The 18,341-nt window shown below is 71.2% G+C and carries 18 protein-coding genes; 7 read left to right on the forward strand and 11 right to left on the reverse strand.

Annotation, left to right across the window (positions count from 1 at the left end):
* Positions 1-55 precede the first annotated feature (55 nt).
* From tgmC to ACMTAK_RS30615, 4 genes are all read right to left on the reverse strand, one after another.
* Positions 56-1,219, reverse strand: a complete 1,164-nt coding sequence (tgmC, locus tag ACMTAK_RS30600) for an ATP-grasp peptide maturase system methyltransferase (RefSeq protein ID WP_413809157.1) — start codon at positions 1,217-1,219, stop codon at positions 56-58.
* On the reverse strand, positions 1,216-2,187 hold the full coding sequence (gene tgmB / locus ACMTAK_RS30605) for an ATP-grasp ribosomal peptide maturase (protein ID WP_413809158.1): 972 nt from the start codon (positions 2,185-2,187) through the stop codon (positions 1,216-1,218). The genes tgmC and tgmB overlap by 4 nt, the downstream gene beginning before the upstream one ends.
* A gap of 110 nt (positions 2,188-2,297) precedes the next feature.
* Complete coding sequence (gene tgmA, locus ACMTAK_RS30610; protein ID WP_413809159.1) at positions 2,298-2,462, reverse strand: putative ATP-grasp-modified RiPP; 165 nt, start codon at positions 2,460-2,462, stop codon at positions 2,298-2,300.
* A gap of 85 nt (positions 2,463-2,547) precedes the next feature.
* Positions 2,548-3,015 carry an ATP-binding protein gene (locus ACMTAK_RS30615; RefSeq protein WP_413809160.1) on the reverse strand — a complete coding sequence of 156 codons (468 nt, stop codon included), beginning with the start codon at positions 3,013-3,015 and terminating at the stop codon, positions 2,548-2,550.
* Between the two features lie 219 nt (positions 3,016-3,234).
* On the opposite strand from ACMTAK_RS30615, the gene ACMTAK_RS30620 reads away from it, so the two are divergent.
* Together ACMTAK_RS30620 and ACMTAK_RS30625 are read left to right on the forward strand one after the other, a co-directional pair.
* On the forward strand, positions 3,235-4,470 hold the full coding sequence (locus tag ACMTAK_RS30620; protein WP_413809161.1) for an XRE family transcriptional regulator: 1,236 nt from the start codon (positions 3,235-3,237) through the stop codon (positions 4,468-4,470).
* Entirely contained in the window at positions 4,467-5,030 is a 564-nt protein-coding gene (locus tag ACMTAK_RS30625) for a GNAT family N-acetyltransferase (RefSeq protein ID WP_413809162.1), read from the forward strand. The genes ACMTAK_RS30620 and ACMTAK_RS30625 overlap by 4 nt, the downstream gene beginning before the upstream one ends.
* Here the strand turns inward: ACMTAK_RS30625 and ACMTAK_RS30630 are convergent.
* Complete coding sequence (locus ACMTAK_RS30630; protein ID WP_413809163.1) at positions 4,975-5,901, reverse strand: zinc-binding dehydrogenase; 927 nt, start codon at positions 5,899-5,901, stop codon at positions 4,975-4,977. The two genes, ACMTAK_RS30625 and ACMTAK_RS30630, sit on opposite strands and share 56 nt — an antisense overlap.
* A gap of 99 nt (positions 5,902-6,000) precedes the next feature.
* On the opposite strand from ACMTAK_RS30630, the gene ACMTAK_RS30635 reads away from it, so the two are divergent.
* Positions 6,001-6,660 (forward strand): TetR/AcrR family transcriptional regulator, encoded by a 660-nt coding sequence (locus ACMTAK_RS30635; RefSeq protein WP_413809164.1) that lies wholly within the window; start codon positions 6,001-6,003, stop codon positions 6,658-6,660.
* 122 nt (positions 6,661-6,782) lie between these two features.
* Here the strand turns inward: ACMTAK_RS30635 and ACMTAK_RS30640 are convergent, their stop codons facing one another.
* Complete coding sequence (locus ACMTAK_RS30640) at positions 6,783-7,196, reverse strand: DUF3592 domain-containing protein (RefSeq protein ID WP_413809165.1); 414 nt, start codon at positions 7,194-7,196, stop codon at positions 6,783-6,785.
* Positions 7,197-7,323: 127 nt separating this feature from the next.
* Between ACMTAK_RS30640 and dacB the strand changes: the two genes are divergently transcribed.
* Positions 7,324-8,898 carry a D-alanyl-D-alanine carboxypeptidase/D-alanyl-D-alanine endopeptidase gene (gene dacB / locus ACMTAK_RS30645; protein WP_413809166.1) on the forward strand — a complete coding sequence of 525 codons (1,575 nt, stop codon included), beginning with the start codon at positions 7,324-7,326 and terminating at the stop codon, positions 8,896-8,898.
* Here dacB and yicI read toward each other — a convergent pair.
* The 5 genes from yicI to ACMTAK_RS30670 all read right to left on the reverse strand — a co-directional run bounded on the left by yicI (position 8,879) and on the right by ACMTAK_RS30670 (position 15,295).
* Positions 8,879-11,164, reverse strand: a complete 2,286-nt coding sequence (gene yicI / locus ACMTAK_RS30650; RefSeq protein ID WP_413809167.1) for an alpha-xylosidase — start codon at positions 11,162-11,164, stop codon at positions 8,879-8,881. The two genes, dacB and yicI, sit on opposite strands and share 20 nt — an antisense overlap.
* A gap of 13 nt (positions 11,165-11,177) precedes the next feature.
* A complete protein-coding gene (locus tag ACMTAK_RS30655) occupies positions 11,178-11,942 on the reverse strand; it encodes a carbohydrate ABC transporter permease (protein ID WP_121825177.1) in 765 nt (254 codons plus the stop codon).
* Positions 11,943-12,034: 92 nt separating this feature from the next.
* Positions 12,035-12,949, reverse strand: a complete 915-nt coding sequence (locus ACMTAK_RS30660; RefSeq protein ID WP_413809168.1) for a carbohydrate ABC transporter permease — start codon at positions 12,947-12,949, stop codon at positions 12,035-12,037.
* A gap of 7 nt (positions 12,950-12,956) precedes the next feature.
* The gene (locus tag ACMTAK_RS30665) at positions 12,957-14,261 is read right to left on the reverse strand and encodes an ABC transporter substrate-binding protein (protein ID WP_413809169.1); all 1,305 of its coding nucleotides are present in this window, start codon (positions 14,259-14,261) and stop codon (positions 12,957-12,959) included.
* Between the two features lie 140 nt (positions 14,262-14,401).
* Positions 14,402-15,295 carry a LysR family transcriptional regulator gene (locus tag ACMTAK_RS30670; RefSeq protein WP_413809170.1) on the reverse strand — a complete coding sequence of 298 codons (894 nt, stop codon included), beginning with the start codon at positions 15,293-15,295 and terminating at the stop codon, positions 14,402-14,404.
* Between the two features lie 93 nt (positions 15,296-15,388).
* Between ACMTAK_RS30670 and ACMTAK_RS30675 the strand changes: the two genes are divergently transcribed.
* From ACMTAK_RS30675 to ACMTAK_RS30685, 3 genes are all read left to right on the forward strand, one after another.
* A complete protein-coding gene (locus tag ACMTAK_RS30675) occupies positions 15,389-16,288 on the forward strand; it encodes an alpha/beta fold hydrolase (RefSeq protein WP_413809171.1) in 900 nt (299 codons plus the stop codon).
* A gap of 474 nt (positions 16,289-16,762) precedes the next feature.
* Positions 16,763-17,716 carry a LysR family transcriptional regulator gene (locus ACMTAK_RS30680; protein WP_413809172.1) on the forward strand — a complete coding sequence of 318 codons (954 nt, stop codon included), beginning with the start codon at positions 16,763-16,765 and terminating at the stop codon, positions 17,714-17,716.
* A 158-nt stretch (positions 17,717-17,874) separates the two neighbouring features.
* The gene (locus ACMTAK_RS30685; RefSeq protein ID WP_413809173.1) at positions 17,875-18,240 is read left to right on the forward strand and encodes an MmcQ/YjbR family DNA-binding protein; all 366 of its coding nucleotides are present in this window, start codon (positions 17,875-17,877) and stop codon (positions 18,238-18,240) included.
* Positions 18,241-18,341: the final 101 nt, after the last annotated feature.

Below are 18,341 nucleotides of genomic sequence, written 5' to 3' on the forward strand. Positions count from 1 at the left end.
GCGGGGCCCTTCGTCGCGTTTCGGCGCTCAGTCGCGTTTCGGCGCTCATCGGTGTTCAGCCGAGCCGGTGTTCCCAGCGCAGTGCGGGCCGGTCGCCGATCCGGTACGTGTGCGAGCGGGGGGTGACGCGGAGCCGCACGGTGCCGATGTCGGGACATTCGGCGTCCTGCCAGGCGATGAGCGTCCGCTCGATGTCGTCCCACAGTGCCACCGGACCGCCTTGCCGGACGGTCCAGCCGGAGCCGTTCCCGGTGAACGCGGCGAAGGATTCCCGGTCGGCATCGAAGACGTAGAGCTGTCGGCGGCCATCGCTCCGGGTGGCGCGTACGAGCTGGGCGCCGGGCGCGGCGAGCTGGGTGAGAAAGGCGGGCATCCACTTCTCCAGCAGGGTCGGCGGCACCTTCGCTTCGCGCTCGCTGTCGGCGTAGGCGGCGCGCGCCGAGAGGTCCCCGGCGAGCGGTACGGGGGCCTGGGAGCGGGCCTGCATGAACGACGACTCCCCGATGATCCGCCCCTCGGCTGTGCCGTCGTCGTTCACGGCGATCTTGGCGAGGCCGGTGCCGTACGCCCACGAGCCGGGGGAGAGGGTGGCGAGGATGGTGCCGCCCGGCTTGGTCTGGCGTACCCAGGTATGGGGGACGCGGCGTACCGCACAGGTAGCGATCACCCGGTCGTAAGGGGCACGGCGGGGGTGGCCGAGGAGCCCGTCACCGGTCATGGTCCAGGTGGAATATCCAGCGGCCTCCAGGGCGGCGTCCGCACGGGCAGCCACGCCCGGGTCCACCTCGATCGTGGTGACGTTGTCCTCTCCGAGCCGGTGGCACATCAGGGCGGCGGAGTAGCCGGTACCGGTGCCGATCTCCAGCGCGGTGTGACCGTCCTCGACGTCCAGGGCCTGGAGCATGCCGACGACGGTGACGGGCGTGGTGGAGGATGACGTGGGCACGCCGGGAACGGGTCCGGTCGTCCGGTCGGCGGTGAGGTGGCCGTCCAGCTGGGTCACCAGGGACTCGTCGCGGTAGGCGATCTTCGCCCATTCCCCGGGGCTGGTGACGGGCACCCAGCGCCCGCCGTCGGTGGGCAGAAACACGCCTGGCCGGAGGAACAGCTCACGGGGTACGGCTTCGACCGCCGCGCGCCACTGCGGGTGGATCAGGACTCCTGCCTCCTGGAGCCGGTCGGCGAGGGCGCGCCGCTCCGGTGCGGTGTCGGGTGTCATCGGAAGGCATCTCCTTGCGCGAGTAGGTCGGCGAAGGCGGCGGCCATCGGCAGGCCGGTCTTCTCCTCCAGCCACCCCCATTGGCCGTTCGAGTTCAGCTCCAGCCAGTGGGGTTCGCCGTCGCGGTCGAGGGCGAGATCAAAGCTCCCGGAGAGGAGGCCGAAATGGTCGAGGCAGGCGAGGAGTGCTCTCTTCAACCGATCCGGCAGGCCTACCACACGGTACGAGAGGGCGGAGTAGTCCTTGCGCCAGTCCAGCAGGTCGGAGTCGATGCGGACGGCGAACGACCGCCGTCCGACGACCAGCACCCGGAGGTCGGCCACCTTGTCCACACGGGCCTGGAACAGGTGCGGAGCGACGGCCACGCCGTCGTCCACCTCGTCGGCGGTGACCGGCTCGGCCCAGCTCGTCATGCCGACGCCGTCTCGCTCGTACGGGGTCCAGCGCAACGTCTTGGTGATCACCTGCCCGTGCGCGGTGATGAATTCGCGTACCTCGCCGGGGTCGTTGGTCACCAGCGTAGCGGGCACGGTGAGGCCGAGGCGTGCGGCGACGGCGAGTTGGGTGGGTTTGTGGTCGGCTGCCGCGTTGCGGATGGGGTGGTTGACCCATAGCGGACCGTCGAGGGCGTGGAGGACGCCCGCGATTCCGTTGCGGACCTGCGCGGCGGCATAGCGTGCGTCGTCCGCGTCCAGGCGTTCGAAGGTGGGCCAGACGGGGCGGCGCCAGTACACCGCCCGTACGTGTTCCAGGTCGGCGGTCCTCGACGGGGTACGGAGCTGCCCGGCCACCGGAGTGGCGGCCGGGCGCCCGCCGAACCACGCCGAGACCGTCAGCTCCCCGGCCGGGAGGTCCGCGGGGTTGAAGCGGACCACCGGAATATCGCGCTCGTTGAGGTGAGTGATCACCATGTCGGCGGTGATGTCGAGCGGTTCGGTGACCACCAGGACCGGTCTCGTGTCGGCCATCGGGGCTGTCAGTCCTGCTGGGAGTCCTGGTCGGAGCCCGCGTCGTTGCACGAGTCCAGGTTCGTCACGGTCGATGTCGAGGTGGCTGAGCTCGTGCCGTGCCTGCCCATCTAGACCACCAGGCCGTCACGGTTGCGGAACACTCCGGTCTGGGTGTCCGGGTCGATGGTGACGGTGGTGAACGGCATCTCCACCGTCGTGGGGTACGGGCCGAGTGGCCGCAGGCCCCAGGGGCGGACTTTCTCGGGCCGGCTGGGGGCGGTGTATGTGGTCACGGCTTCTCCATTCGGATAGGTGGATGTGGTGTGTCCGCACTCTTCGCTCACGGGTGAGGGACGGCCGCCCGCCGCCGGTCGCGCGTCATGGCAGGTGACCCGGGGTGGCGCACTCTGCCCAGACGCCTTTGCCCCACGGCTTGGGGTCGATGCCCCACCGGCAGGAGACGGCGTCCACCACAGTCATGCCGCGCCCGGACTCGGCCGTTTCGGTCGCCTGGACGACGCGAGGGGCGGTGTGGGACCGGTCGAACGTCGAGATGCGTACCAGGTGATCGCTGGGGCGTTCGACCTTGAGGCGGAAGCAGCCGCGCTGCTCGGGATCGGGGGTGTGGCGGGTGGCGTGCCGGATCGCGTTGGTGGCCAGCTCTGAGGCGATCAAGCGGGCGTCGTCCACCAGGATCTCCAGCCCCCAGGCGCGCAGGGTCGCGGCGACGGACAGCCGCGCGATGCCTACGGACTCCTCGGCACACGGGAGCGACTGGGTGTAGGTCGGATGGCCGGTTCCGGTGGGTGTGAGCGGTGAGGGCTTGCTGGCCATCATCGTGGGCATCTCGTCGGCCTTCTGGTGAGTGGGCCAGGCGGCGTGGAGACCCTGGGGAACGGGCTGCGCGTGTGGACGGCCTGGCGCTGCATGACACCCAGTCAACGCTCGGGAGCGCTCCGTGTTTAGGGCATGTGCAAGCCGCCCTACCCGCATGCACCCGGACCTTTTTGCCTCGCCTTGACCAAGTTCCTTGGTGGTCTGTGCGTGCGTGTCTACCGTGGAAGCATGGGGAACCAAGCCCTCCAAATGGCCCTGGACGATGCTGGATTAACGCAGGAGAAGTTGGCCCAGGCGGTGAACAAGGCCATCGAGCGGATGACCGGAAGACCCGGCCGGATCGGTGACCGGGTGGTGCGGCGGTGGCTGAGCGGACAGACCCGCTGGCCTCACGAACTCCAGCGCCGCGCCCTCACGATGGCACTGGGCCGGGCACCGGCCGAGCTGGGATTCGTTCCCCCGCCGGGCCGTCTCCCCACCGCCACTCCGGAGGACAACGTGAACCGCCGCCAGGCCCTCGCCACGGGAGTCGTGCTGGGAGCGGCCGTAACCGCACCGGCTCCCGCCACGCCTTACCGTGTCGGCATGGGCGACGTACGGGCCCTGCAAGGCCGCTTCGCCAAACTCATCGCCGCCGACCACAAGAAGGGCGGGGACAAGCAGACCGAGGCCGCTGCCCTGGCCCTGGCGGATGAAGCCGTTGCCCTGCGCCAGCGTGGTTCGTGTTCCCAGCGCGTCAGGCACGCCCTGTACGCCACGGCCGCCGCCTGCGTGTCCAGTGCCATGTGGGCCGCCACCGACGGGCGTCGTTTCGACGCGGCCCTACGGCATCACGAGCGGGCGGCCAGCCTTGCCCAGGAGTCCGGCGATCAGACCATCCTGTTCCGCGTCTGGTCCCACAAGGGCAGTCTCTACCGCCACCTGGGCCGACCGGTCGATGCCCTCGATGCCAACGATGTCGCCCGGCGCCTGTCCATCACCCGCCGTGACCCGCTCTTCGCTTCCCTCGGCCACGCCCGGCACGCCGCGATCCTCGGCCTGACGCGGGACAAGGCCGGTGTGGACCGCGCCCTGGGCTGTGCCCGGGAAGCGTTGGTCCGAGCCGATCCGGGCGAGCGACGGCCGCTGTGGCTGACCGCGTTCTACGACGAAGCCGAAGTGCACAGCCTTGCCACCACCGCGTACCTGGCCGCCGGGCGAGGGGCCGAGGCGGAGGCGGAGGCGCATGCCTCCCTCACTCTGTTCCGCCCCCATCTCGTCCGCTCCCGGGCCATCACGACCGCCCGCCTGGCCCGCGCCCAGCTCGGCCAGGGCGAGGCGGAGCGGGCCGTGGCCACCGCTGCCTCCATTGACGTGGAGCACCCCCGGGTACGGTCCATGCTCGACTCGTTCACCCGTGACCTTCGCCGGATCTCGCCCGGACCTGTCTACGACTTGTGGGAGCAGCAGTGGAAGACGGCGTGAGTCTCGTCCGAATCGGGGACGTGGAGTCCGTGTGGGATGACCTGGTGGGAATCTACAAGGAGTGCTGGGCGCACAAGCTCCACCTGCCGCACTACGCCCCGGAGACATTCGGGGAGCGATTGCACCGGCACGCCGCCGAACCGGGTTGGGAGGCCGTGGTGGCGTATGACTCGGGCGAGCCCGTCGGCTATCTCTACGCCAACCGGCTCACCGGAGCGGAGGACCGCTGGTGGCGCCGCACGCGCCCGGAGCCCGAGCCGGGCATCGCGAGCGCTTCGACCGTCGCGGTGAAAGAGATGATGGTTCGCCAGCAGTGGCGGAGGCAGGGGATCGCCCGTGGGCTGCATGACGTCCTGCTGGCCGGGCGGCCCGAGTCGCAAGCTTCGTTGATGGTCAACCCCCTGAACCAGGACGGGAAGGTGCAGGCCCTCTACGTGGCGTGGGGATACCGAGCGGTGGGCACTGCCCAGTCCTCGCCGGAGGCGCCTGTTCTCACGGTGATGGTCAGCCGATGTCCAGGACCGCCTTGCCGTGGAGGCGGCGGTCCAGGAGGGCGGTGACGGCCTCCTCGGCGCGGTCCCAGCCGCCGCGCCAGGTGATCTGGGGGTCCAGGTCGCCCGTCGTGACGCGCTTCGCGAGCCAGCCGAGGTCCGCGCCGATGTCGGGGCGGTCCAGCAGGTAGAAGGTGACGATGGAGCGGTTGTGGCGGCCTTCGTTGCCGTAGAGGGCGCCGAACGGGAAGGTCTCGGGCTGGCCCGTCACATGGCCGACGGATACCAGGGTGCCGTGCGCGGCGAGCTTGTCGTACGCGGCCACCAGCTGCGGTCCGCCGACGTTGTCGACCACTCCGTGCACCGGCTCGTCGATCTCTGCCGGGTCCGTGACCACCTGGTGGGCGCCCAGCGTGCGCAGACCGTCGCCGTGGGCCGCCGGATCGCCGGTGGAGGCGATGACGTACGCGCCGCCGAGCCGGGCGAGCTGGACGGCGTACCGGCCGACCCCGCCGGTGGCGCCCGTGACCAGGATGCGCCGGCCGAGGGTGTCGCCGATCCGGCGCAGTGCGCGCAGGGCGCTGCCGCCCGCGACCGGGATGGTGCTGATGGCGCCGGGGTCGGCACCGGCGGGCGGGACGCCGAGCATTCCGGTGTCCACCGCGCGCAACTCGGCCCAGCCGCCGTCCCCGCCCAGGGTGACGACGGGGGTTCCGGCGGCCGGTCCCGAGCCGTCGGCGGCGGCGCGCTCGACCACTCCGGCGGCGTCCCAGCCCAGCACGGTGCCGTCGGGGGCCTCGGTCCGGTGGGCGACCTCGCCGTAGTTGAGGGAGGTGGCGGTCACCCGGACCAGCGCCTGGTGGGGGACGGGTTCGGGGTCGGCGGCCACGCCGAGGCGGAGGCCGGAGGGGGAGGAGTGGTCAACGAGCAGGGCACGCATGGCGGTTCGCCTTTCCGGTGAATGATGGCGACACCAGTTATGCCACTGAGTGGCAAACGCGTGCAAGTGGCGCCATCGATGACGGCTACACTTTTCGCCGTGACTGCCGCTCCCAACTCCTCACTGCGCGAACGCAAGAAGCGGCGCACCCGTCAGACGCTGATAGACACCGCGCTGGAGCTGTTCACCCGGCGCGGCTTCGGCGGGGTGACGCTGGACGAGCTGTGCGAGGAGGTGGAGGTCTCCAAGCGCACCTTCTTCCGCACCTTCACCAGCAAGGAAGATGTCGCGATGGCCCCCGACCAGGATCTGTGGCGGGCCTTCCTGGAGGAGCTGGAGACCGTGGACCCGGCCGGGCTGCCGGTGGTGGAGCTGGGGCGGGACGCGCTGCTGGCCGCGCTGGCGCGGATGGACGACGAGGGCTGGGCCCGCCGGATGCTGCTCAGCCGGCGGCTGGCCGAGCGGACCCCTTCGATGGGCGCGCACGGCCTCCAGTTCTGCGAGGCCACCACGCAGGAGGCGCTGGCGATCCTGCACCGCCGATTCGGCCTCGGGGCGCCGGGCGACCTCCGGCCGCGGCTGGCCGTGGACATGCTGGTCGCCGCGTTCCACGGGGCGCTGGCGGGCTGGGTGGCGCGGGCGGACGCGGCGCGCGAGGCGGGCCATACCGAGCCCCCCACCGCCGGGGAACTGGCCGACCGCCTCCGCGAGGCCGTCGCCGCCCTCCCCGAAAGCCTCGCCCTGACCACGCCCCGCTGATGCCTGGCGGCCGCGCCCGCCCCTGTTGCCGACTGACGTCCTCTCGAGTCCCGCCGCTGGTTGAGCCGCCCGGCCCGGCTGACGGCCGCCCACCCCGGCCTGGCATGGCCCGGGGCCACCCTTCAGCTGAAGGCGGTCACCAGGCCGAAGCCGAAGAAGAGCGTGCCGCCCAGGGTCAGGCCCGCCGACGGGCCGAGTATGTGGCGGCGCGTCCATACCCGGGCCTTCTGCGACTCGCCCGGGAGGTACATCACCTCCACTCTCCGGCCGGTCGCCAGCCCCAGGCCGACGCCCTGGATCGCGGTCGTGAACTCCACCATGTAGCCCTGGTGGTCGTGGAACCGGATGACCGGCGTCTGGGTCGGGCTCTGGTTCCCGTTCCGGCTTCGGCGGTCCACGACGTTGGCGACCACCAGGCCCTCCGTACGGAACCCTTCGCGGCGCAGCCGTCGCACCAGCTGGGCGTCGCGCCAGGCGAAGACGTAGAGCAACAATCCGACCGCGACGCACAGCAGATCGGCTCCGGGCATGGCCATCGGTGGTTCGCCTCTCGTCGTGTTCGATTTCCCCCGCCCGACACAGGGGACGCGTTGATCCGGAACTTCGGTTGCCACCTTCGGGCGCTCTGTCGCGAAGGGGCGGGGTACGGGATCCTGCCGTGCCATGAGGAGACCTGTGAACCGTCGTGCGCGTGCCTGGAGCTGGCCCCTCGTCATCGGACTCGCCTTCACCCTCACCTGGAGCTCACCGGCCGGTGCGGACACCTCCCGCGCCGGGATCGGTGACGCCCTCGACACCGTCCTCGCGGACCCCCTGCTGAAGGGCGGCGCGGCCGGGGTCGTGGTCGCCGACGCCGACTCCGGCGCCGTTCTGTACCAGCACCGGCCCGATGACCGGCTGATGCCGGCCTCCAACACCAAGCTGTTCACCTCGGCCGCCGCCATGGGGCTGCTCGGCCCCGGCCACCGCTTCCGCACCGATGTGCTGACCGACGGCGCCCGCCGCGGGCACACTCTCCGGGGCGATCTCTACCTTCGCGGCACCGGCGACCCCACGCTGCTCGCCGCGGACTACGACCGCCTGGCGAAGGGCGTCGCCGACGCGGGGATCACCAAGGTCAGCGGGCGGCTGATCGCCGATGACACCCGGTTCGACGCCCAGCGGGTGGGCCGCTCCTGGGCGGCCGACGACGAGTCCTCGTACTACGCGGCGCAGATCTCCGCGCTAACCCTCGCCCCCGACACGGACTACGACGCGGGCAGCGTCATCGTGGAGGTGACCCCGGGCGCGGCGACCGGCGACCGGCCGAAGGTCACCGTCACGCCGCCGAACGCCTACGTACGGATCGACAACCGCGCGACCACCGGAAGCGGCGGCCTCACTCTCGAACGGCGGCACGGCTCCAACACCATCACCGTCAGCGGGGCCCTTCCGGCCGGGGCGGCGACCGCCAAGGAGTGGGTCAGCGTGTGGGAGCCCACCGGCTACGCCACCTCGGTCTTCGCCGACGCCCTCGAACGGCACGGCGTCCGCGTGGCCGGGCCCACCCGCCTGGGCCGGGCCGCTCCGGCGGACGCCCGGACGCTCGCCTCGCACCGCTCCATGCCGCTCAAGGATCTGCTCATCCCCTTCATGAAGCTGTCCAACAACATCCACGCCGAGGCGCTCACCAAGGCCATCGGCTATGCGACGGCCGGGCGCGGCACCTGGGACGCGGGGCTCGCCGCCATCGCCGACTGGCTGAAGAAGCAGGGCGTGGACAGCGGCGCGGTGCGTCAGGTGGACGGCTCGGGGCTGTCCCGGATGGACAACATCGCGGCCGGGCGCCTCACCGAACTGCTGCTGTCGGTGCGCGACGAGCCCTGGTACGCCGACTGGTACGCCTCGCTGCCGGTGGCCTGCGCCCCGGACCGGTTCGTGGGCGGCACCCTGCGTACGCGGATGTGCTCCACCCCGGCGGCCGGGAACGCGCGCGGCAAGACCGGCTCCCTGACCGGCGCCTCCGCGCTCTCCGGCTATGTCACCGACGCGGACGGCAGGGAACTGGTCTACAGCGTCGTCCTCAACAACTACCTCGCCCCGTCCGTGAAGAACCTGGAGGACGCGATCGTGGTGACGCTCGCGAAGTCCGGCGAGGGCCATGCGGAGGCGGTGCGGCCCCGTGCCGTACGGGGTGCCGCGGCCGCCGTGGCCGACGCCGGACGCGAGTGCTCCTGGGTCAAGCCCCACCACTGCTGAGAGGCAGCGGCACCGTCAGCACCGCCGTCCCCGCCGCCGCCTCCGCGGACGGGCCGCCGGCCACCTCCAGCCGCCACGGCGCCGAGGTGCCGGCGGCCTCGGCGCGCAGCACCGCCCCGTCCCGGACGACGGTGAAGGTGGCGGCCGTCGTGCCGTCCGGGCGCGGTACCCGCACCGTGACCGGGTCCGCCGCCGGTTCGTACACCCGCAGTGTGATCCCGTCCGCCCAGTCGGCGTCGGGGCGGTCGTCGGCCGCCCCGAACGGGATCACCGCGCCGGGGCGGGCCAGCAGCGGGACGCTGAGGAAGCCGTGGGTCTCGCGCACCCAGGCCGGGCCGCGCACGGTCCGCCCGCTCGGCACATGGGTCCAGACGCCCTCGGGCACGTAGTACGTCACCTCGCCCTCGTCGTCGAAGACCGGGGCGACCAGCAGATCCCCGCCGAGCATGTACTGCCGCTCGAGACCCGCGCACCCGGGGTCGTCCGGGAACTCCAGGACCATGGCGCGCATCACCGGGACGCCCTCGGTGTGCGCCTGCCGCGCCGCCTCGTACAGATACGGCATCAGCCGCAGCTTCAGCCGGGTGAAGTGGCGCAGCACCTCGACCGACTCCTCGTCGAAGAGCCACGGCACCCGGTAGGAGGACGAGCCGTGCAGCCTGCTGTGCGAGGACAGCAGCCCGAAGGCGATCCACCGTTTGAACAGGGCCGGGTCCGGGGTGCCCTCGAAGCCGCCGATGTCATGGCTCCAGAAGCCGAAGCCGGAGAGACCCAGCGAGAGTCCGCCGCGCAGCGATTCGGCCATCGCCTCGTAGGTGGACTCGCAGTCGCCGCCCCAGTGCACCGGGAACCGCTGGCCGCCCGCCGTGGCCGAGCGCGCGAAGACCACCGCCTCGCCCTCCCCGCGCCGCTCGCTCAGCGCCTCGTGGACGGTGCGGTTGTAGAGGTGGGTGTAGTAGTTGTGCATCCGCTCGGGGTCGGAGCCGTCCGCGTACACCACATCAGTGGGCACCCGCTCGCCGAAGTCGGTCTTGAAGCAGTCCACGCCCATGTCCAGCAGCGCGGTCAGCTTGGCCGCGTACCAGGCGCGGGCGTCGGGGTTGGTGAAGTCCACCAGCGCCATGCCCGGCTGCCACAGGTCCCACTGCCACACCGACCCGTCCGGCCGCTTCAGCAGATGCCCGGCCGCCTTGCCCTCGGCGAAGAGCGGGGAGCGCTGGCCGATGTACGGATTGATCCAGACGGAGATCTTCAGCCCCCGCTCGCGCAGCCGCCGCAGCATGCCCGCGGGGTCGGGGAAGACCCGTGGATCCCAGGTGAAGTCGCACCACTGGTACTCGCGCATCCAGAAGCAGTCGAAGTGGAAGACGGACAGCGGCAGCGCGCGTTCCGCCATGCCGTCGACGAAGCCGCTGACCGTCTCCTCGTCGTAGGAGGTGGTGAAGGAGGTGGACAGCCACAGCCCGAAGGACCACGCGGGCGGCAGCGCGGGGCGGCCGGTGAGCGCGGTGTAGCGGCGCAGGATCTCCTTCGGGGTGGGCCCGTGGATGACGTAGTACGTGAGCTCCTGGTCCTCGGCGCTGAACTGGATCCGGGAGACCGCCTCCGAGCCGACCTCGAAGGAGACCCGGCCGGGGTGGTCCACGAAGACGCCGTAGCCCGCGTCGGTGAGGAGGAACGGGACGTTCTTGTACGCCTGCTCGGTGGCGGTGCCGCCGTCGGCGTTCCAGACGTCGACGGCCTGGCCGTTCCTCACCAGCGGGCCGAAGCGCTCGCCGAGGCCGTATACGGAGGTGCCGACCCGCAGCGCGAGCCGTTCGCGCAGGTGGTGGTGGCCGTCGGCGGTCTCCATGATGCCCATGTCCTTGACGCCGCTGCCGGTGAGCGCGCGCCCGGCGGCCTCGAAGTCCATCCGCCAGGGTCCGGTGCGGGCGAAGCGCACCGAGAGCGCGCCCGAGGTGAGCCGGGCCTCCCCGTCGTCGCAGCTCACCTCGGCGTCGTACTTCTCGCGGGCGATCTCGAACGACGGGCCGCGCTCCACCCCGCCCGCGAAGTGGGTGATCCGGACGGCGATCACATCGGGCATGGGGGCGGTGCAGGTCAGGGTGAGGGCGGGACCCTTGAGCAGATCGCCGCGGTGGCGTACGGGATGGGTGGGGGCGTGGACGGTCAGGGTGCCGGGGGCGGTCTCCACATCGAGCACCCCCTGGGGGTACGCGGCGTGGACGCCCTCGCGCAGTCTCCAGTAGCCGTCGCTGAACTTCATGCGGCCCTCCTCGTCATTTGACCGCGCCCATGGCGATGCCACGGGTCAGGGTCCGCTGGAAGATCAGGAAGAAGCAGAACGCGGGGAGCACCCCCAGCAGGGCGGCCGCGTTGGTCATGGTGGCGTCCATCAGCCGCTGGCCCTGGAGGACGCCGAGCGCCACCGAGACCGTCTGGTTGTCGTTGGAGATCAGCATCACCAGGGGCAGCAGGAACTCGTTCCAGGTCCAGATGAAGAAGAAGACCAGCAGGACTCCGATGGTGGGGCGGCTGACCGGCACCACGACCCGCCACAGCACCTGCCATTTGGTGGCGCCGTCGATCCGGGCCGCCTCGATGACCTCCTTGGGGAAGGCGCCGAGCACGGAGGAGAGCAGATAGGTGCCGAAGGCCGACTGGATCACGGTGAAGACGATGATCACGCTCAGCCGGGTGTCGTAGAGGCCCACCTGCTTGGACAGGTAGTAGACGGGGTAGACCAAGGCCTCCTGCGGCAGCATGTTGGCCAGTACGAAGAAGGCCAGCACCCAGGGGCGGCCCCTGACCCGCCCGATGCCGATCGCATACGCGTTGAGCACCGACAGCAGCGCGGCGAGCACCGCCACCGAGCCGGAGATCAGCGCGGAGTTGAACAGCTTCCGGCCGAAGTCGACCCGTTGCCAGAAGTCCCGCAGGCCGTCGAGGTGGATCCCCTCGGGCAGGCTCAGCGGGCCGTTCGCGGAGTAGTCGGCGGGCGATTTCACGGCGTTGAGGGCCACCACGAGGAACGGCAGCACCATGAGCGCGGCCGCCACGGTCAGCGCGGCCAGTACGGGATAGCGGGCCGGGGCCTGGTGTCGCTTGAGGGCGTTGACCGGCCCCTTGACGGCGTTCACTGGTCCTCCGCCCGGGTTTGCAGGCGCAATGCCACCAGGGCCAGCGCCAGGATGATCACGGTGAGGGTGGTGGAGACCGCGGAGCCGTAGCCCACCTGTGTCTTCTCGAAGAAGGACTGGAAGGAGAAGTACGAGGGGACATTGGTGGCCCCACCCGGCCCGCCCTTGGTGAGCACATACACCGCGCCGAAGACCTTGAGCGCCGCGATGGTGCACCACAGCAGCACGACATAGATCTCCGGGCGGATCTGGGGCAGTGTCACATGCCAGAACCGACGCCACCACGAGGCCCCGTCCAGCTCCGCCGCCTCGTGCAGGGACGGATCGGCGCGCTGCAGCCCGGCCATGAAGACCACCAGCGGAAAGCCGAGCTGGACCCACACCATCACGGCCATCACGCTGTAGAGCGCGAAGTCCGGGTCGCCCAGCCAGTCATGGCGCAGCGAGCCGAGGCCGACGGCGCCCAGCGCCTCGTTGAGCGCGCCGTTCTCCGGGGCGAGGATCCAGCTCCAGACGATTCCGGCCACCGCGATCGGCAGCACCTGGGGCAGATAGAAGCAGGCGCGCAGCACGCTCGCGGTGCGGGTGCCGATGTGTTTGGCGATGTAGTCGAAGAGCGCGGCGGCCAGCACCAGGCCGAGGGCGGTGGGGAGCACCGCCATCGCCACCACCATCGCGAGGCTGTGCCGGAAGGACTCCCAGAAGGCGGAGTCGTCCAGCAGCTCGCGGTAGTTGGCGAGCCCGGCCCACTTCGGGCTGCCCACTCCCTGCCAGTGGGTGAGGCTGATCCCGGTGTTCATCAGGAACGGGACGACGATGACGGCGAGGAAGGCCAGCGCGCCGGGGAGCAGGAACAGGGCGTACGGATATTCGCGGCGCCCGCGTCGGACGCCGTGGCCGTGGGAGCTCATCGGGGGCTCACCCCTTCGGCGCGCCCGCGTCGTACGCCTTCTTCAGCGCGTCCAGATAGGCGTCGGGCCCGGCGCTGCCGGTCATCAGCTTCTGGGTCTCGGAGACGAGGACGTCGTAGAAGCCGGGGACCGGCCAGTCGGGGTAGAAGGCCAGGCCATCGCCGTCGGCATAGGTGGTGAAGTCCTTGATCAGCGCCTTGGACTTGGGGTCGGTGATCGCTGAGGGATCGGCGGCCACGGGCACTCCGCCGTTGTCGCCGAGGGTGTTCTGGATGCCCTTCTTCATCGTGATGTCGATGAAGTCGTAGGCGAGCTCCTTGTTCTTGGCGCCCTTGGGGACGACCCAGAGATTGCCGCCGGAGCCGAGGGTGAGCTTGGAGCCGGGGAAGGGGAACGTGCCCCACTCGTCCTTCATCTCGGACTTGAAGCGGCCGAACCACCAGCTGCCGGAGAAGAACATCGGATACTTCCCCGCGATGAAGGCCGCGCCCGCGTCCTCGGCCTTGGCGCCGCTCGAACTCTTGGCGATATAGCCCTTCTTCACCCAGTCGGCGAAGGTGGTGGCGCCATAGGTCCAGGCGGCGTCGTGGAAGTCCGGCTTGCCCTTGTACTGCTCATAGGCGTCCACCCAGGAGCGGTCGGCCTTGGAGAGGGCGAGCTGGTAGACGTACTGGTGGGCGGGGTATTCGGCGCCCGCGCTGGCCAGCGGGGTGACGCCCTTGGCCTTGAACGCCTTCAGGGCGGCGGTGAACTCGTCGAAGGTGGCCGGGACCTTGATGTGGTGCTTGGTGAAGAGGGTCTTGTTGTAGAAGACCATCGTGTACTCGGCGTAGTTGGGGATCCCGTACCAGTTGCCGGAGCCCATCACGCCCTGGGCGTCGTAGCGGCTGGTGGTGCGCACGCCGGGGCTGAGCGGCTTGTCCCAGCCGCGCTTGGTGACCTCGGGGGTGAGGTCGGTGAGCAGGCCCTGCTTGGAGAGCAGCCCGGTGGTGGCGTTGCCCTTGTTGTACTCCATCAGATCCGGTGCGTCACCCGAGTTGAGGACCATCGAGGCGGTCTTCTGGATCTGTTCGAAGCCCTTCTCCTCGACCTTCACCGTGACGCCCGGATGGCTCTTCTTGAACTCCTCGATGGCCTGCTTCCAGGCGATGCCCATGGCGCTGTTGGGCGCCTCGTAGTGCCACAACTTGAGCGATTTGCCGTCCCCGGCCTCGTCCCCGCTGTCCCCGCAACCCGCTATGACCAGGGATGTTGCGAGCGTGGCCGCAATGAGGGCCACCGTTTGTTTCGTCCGTTTCCGTGCCGTCAACATCCGCTGCCTCCGAGAGGTTGGAAGGAAGGGCGTATGTGCAACGTTCGTCGAAGCGCTTCGATGGGGAGAGGTATACGAGGGGTGATATAGATATGTCAATGCCGTTGACAAAACGGGCGCACCCGGAAGCGCCGGCAGCCTCAGCCCTTGTGGACCTGGCGCACCGTGCGGAGGAAGGCGCCCAGGACGCTCGGGACCGGGCCGCGGCGGTGGGCGAGGTGGAACTCCAGCCCGGCGGCGGCCGGTTCCAGCGGCAGCAGGGTCACCCCCACATGCCGGAAGCGCCGCATCCCCGCCGGTCCGATGCCGATGCCGAGCCCGCAGGCGACCAGCCCCAGCAGGGTGTGCAGATTGTGCGCCTCATGCGCGATCCGCGGCTCGACCCCGGCGGCGCGGCATACGGTCAGCGCCACATCGGCGGCGGCGGGCTCGGCCTGCCGCGAGGAGAGGACCAGCGGCTCGCTGTCCAGCGCCCGTACGGGCACGGCCGCGGCGCTGGTCAGCGGATGGCCGGACGGCACCGCCGCCACCAGGGTCTCCCGGGCCAGCGGCAGGCTGGTCAGCCGCCGCCGGGCGGCCGCGGGCGGCGGGCCGCAGATGACCCCGGCGTCCAGGCTGCCGTCCAGCAGCGCCTCGATCTGCCGGGCGCTGGGGAGTTCCCGCAGCTCCAGCCGGACCTGCGGGCGGCGGGTCCGGAAGGCGGTGAGCACCTCGGGCAGCACGGCGGCCAGCGCGGTGCCGAGGAAGCCGATGGCGAGCGAACCGGTCTCGCCCCGCCCGGCGTCGGCCGCGTCCCGTACGGCGAGGTCGAGATGGTCCAGCACCTGCCGGGCCCGGGCCAGGAACGCCTCACCCGCGGCGGTGGGCCGCACCCCGTGCCCGGTGCGGTCGAAGAGCCGTACGCCCAGCTCGGTCTCCAGCGCCTTGATCTGCTGGGACAGCGGGGGCTGCCGGATGCCCAGCGCGGTGGCGGCGCGGCCGAAGTGGGCGTGCTCGGCGAGGGCGAGCGCGTAGCGGAGATGGCGCAGCTCCATAACGGCCAAGCCTATATCTGATCGCGAATAATCCCTTCACGTCTCATATATCAAAGAGGAAAGCATCATCGGTCCGGTGCTCGACTGGCTCGCATGAGCGAAACGCGAGAACACCGCGAGACGACGATCGAAGGCGTACGGCTGCACTGGGTGCGGGCGGCGGGGCCGGGGACCCCCGTCGTACTGCTCCACGGCTGGCCGCAGACCTGGTACGCCTGGCGCAAGGTGATCCCCGAACTCGCCCGTCACCACGAGGTGTTCGCGGTGGATCTGCCGGGCCTGGGCGACTCGGGCTCCTCCCCGCACGGCCACGGGGTCCGGATCGCCGCCGACCTGCTCGACGCCTGGCGCGCCGAGCTGGGCCTGGACCGGGTCCATGTCGTCGGCCACGACCTGGGCGGCCCCATCGGCTATGCGTGGGCCGCCGCCCATCCCGCCCGGGTCCGCAGCTTCACCCTGCTCGCCGTGCCACTGCACGGCTTCGGGCTGAGCGAACTGATCGCCGCCGCCGGGCTCTGGCACTTCGGCTTCTTCTCGGTGCCCGGCCTCGCGGAGGAGCTGGCGGCGGGCCGGGAGCGGATCCTGCTGGAGCACTTCTACGGGCACGCCCTGGAGACCGGGGCCATCCGCCCCGCCGATGTCGACACCTATCTGCGCACCTACACCCGCCCGGGCCGGCTGGCCAACGGCTTCGCGTACTACCGCAACGCCCCCGCCGACACCGCCGCCCTCACCGAACTCGCCCGCACCCCGCTCCCGATGCCCACCCTGGCCGTCGGCTGCGGCCGGGCCGGCGGCCCGGCCCCCGTCCACAGCCTCGGCCAGGTCGCCCCGGCGACCCGCGGCGCCGTGATCGACGACAGTGGCCACTTCCTCCCCGAGGAACGCCCCGGCCCCCTGCTGTCCCTGCTCGGGCCCTTCCTGGCGGAGGCCGACGCGGCGGAGGGCGGTCCCTGCCGCTTTGGTGCTTCGGGGGTGATCACCAAGCAGTGATCCGCAGTAGCTGGACGCGCTCGTGCCGGGGAACCACCTGGCAGAAGAACATGCCGCCGGGCACAAGAGTGCGCTCCGGCCGGGGGATGAGGGCCCCCGTGGGCGGCTCCATATGACGAATCCGGCCGATGGCGGGGGACCCGCGCCGGTCGGGGGCATCAGCGTCGCGTCGACCGGGAGCCGGGGCCGCTTGGCCGGGGTGTCGGCTCGGCCACGCGGGTGCGGTTCCGGGCCCGCAGTCGTCGGACGAAGGTCGCGAGGGTGGTGAGCGGGGATCGGCGGCGATGGGGCGGGGTGGTGCCGGGGTGGGAGGGGCGGGGCACGACGGGGCGGGAGGCGAGGAAGAGGATCATGCCACTACGGTCCCGGGCCCGGCCGGGGGCGGTCCAACACCTGATCGGGGGCCATTCACGCATCCCCGTTGTCAATGCTGGCCGGGTGAGGGTCGCGGGCCGCGTCGGTCACCATGTGCGGGTGAACCGGGACATCGAACCGCGCCTGCTGCGCGCCTTCACCGCCGTCGCCGACGAGCTGCACTTCACCCGCGCCGCCGCCCGCCTCTACGTCGCCCAGCAGGCCCTCAGCCGCGATATCCGGCGCCTGGAACGCGAGTTGGGCGCGGAGCTGTTCGTCCGTACCACCCGCCAGGTCGCCCTCACGGCCGCGGGCGAACGGCTGCTGCCGTACGCCCGGCGGGTGCTCCAGGCCCAGGACGACCTGGCGGCGGCCTTCAGCGGGGCCGAGCGCCGTCCGCTGCTGGTGGACGTGAGCGCCCCGGTGAGCACCGGAAGCCAGGTGCTGGCGGAGGCGCGGCGCCGCGTCGGCCCCGAGACCGAGCTGGTGGCCCGCTTCCACAGTGGGCTGGCCGGGGCCGCCGCCGAGCTCCTCGCCGGACGCCTGGACGTCTCCTTCGGCCGGGTCCGCGGCCTCGACCCCGCCGTGCTCGCCCGGCTGGACCACCGGCTGATCCGCTACGAGCGCATCGCCGTGGTCCTGCGCGAGGACCACCCGCTGGCCCGGCTCGAGGAGATCCCGCTGTCCGCGCTCGCCGGCGAGACCCTGTACGCGGCGGCGGGCAATGACACCACCACCGAGTGGACGGACCTGGCAGCCCAGCTCTTCACGGGGCGCGGGATCGCGATGGCGGAGCCGTTCCCGGAGATCGACGGGGACGAGGAGTTCATCCGGGTGGTGACCAAGCGCCGCTGGTCGGTGCTGGCCAGCGAGGTGTTCACCCACCTGCCCGGCGCGGTGCTGCGCCCCCTCACCGAGCCCGTTCCGCTCTCACCGGTCTCCATCGTGTGGCGCAGGGGCCTCGCCCACCCCGGCCTGGACGCCCTCCACGCCGCGGCCCGTGCGCTCTCCACCACGTCCGGCTGGCTCCAGCGCCCACCGGGCTCCTGGCTGCCGCGCCCCGAGGCGGACTGAGCGCTCCGCCGGCTGAATCCGGCTGTCGGAGGCGTGGTCTACCGTGGGGATCGTCCTGGCCCCACTGGGTTCGTTGAGCCCCTTCAGCCCAGTGCGAGCCCTGAGCCCCTTCGGCCGAGTACGAGTCGAGTGCGCGTCGAGTGCGAGGAGAATCCGGAGTGACCCCCGAGCAACTGCGGTCGTTCTGCCTCTCCTTCAACGCGGTGGTGGAGGAGTTCCCGTTCTCCCGGCACCCGGAGGTCTCGACCTTCAAGGTGCTCGGCAAGATCTTCGCCCTGACGACGCTGGACGCCCGTCCGCTCACGGTGAATCTGAAGTGCGACCCGGCGGACGCGGGTCGGCTCCGTGAGGGGCATCCGGATCTGATCGTCCCCGGGTGGCACATGAACAAGCGCCACTGGAACACGGTGACGGTCGACGGCGGCCTCCCGGACCGGCTGGTCCGGGAGCTCATCGAGGACTCCTACGACCTGGTGGTCGCGGGGTTGCCGAGAGCCGAGCGGCTACGGCTCGACCGGCCTTGAAGGGTGCCGTGGTCGGTCCCGAGGGTGTGGTGGTCGGCCTTGAGGGTGCCGTGGCACTGGCTCCCACGGGGTTCCGGGACCCCGGGAATCCCCCTCACCGC

The sequence above is a fragment of the Streptomyces lacaronensis genome (assembly GCF_047337785.1).
GTDB classification, from domain to species: Bacteria; Actinomycetota; Actinomycetes; order Streptomycetales; family Streptomycetaceae; genus Streptomyces; species Streptomyces lycopersici.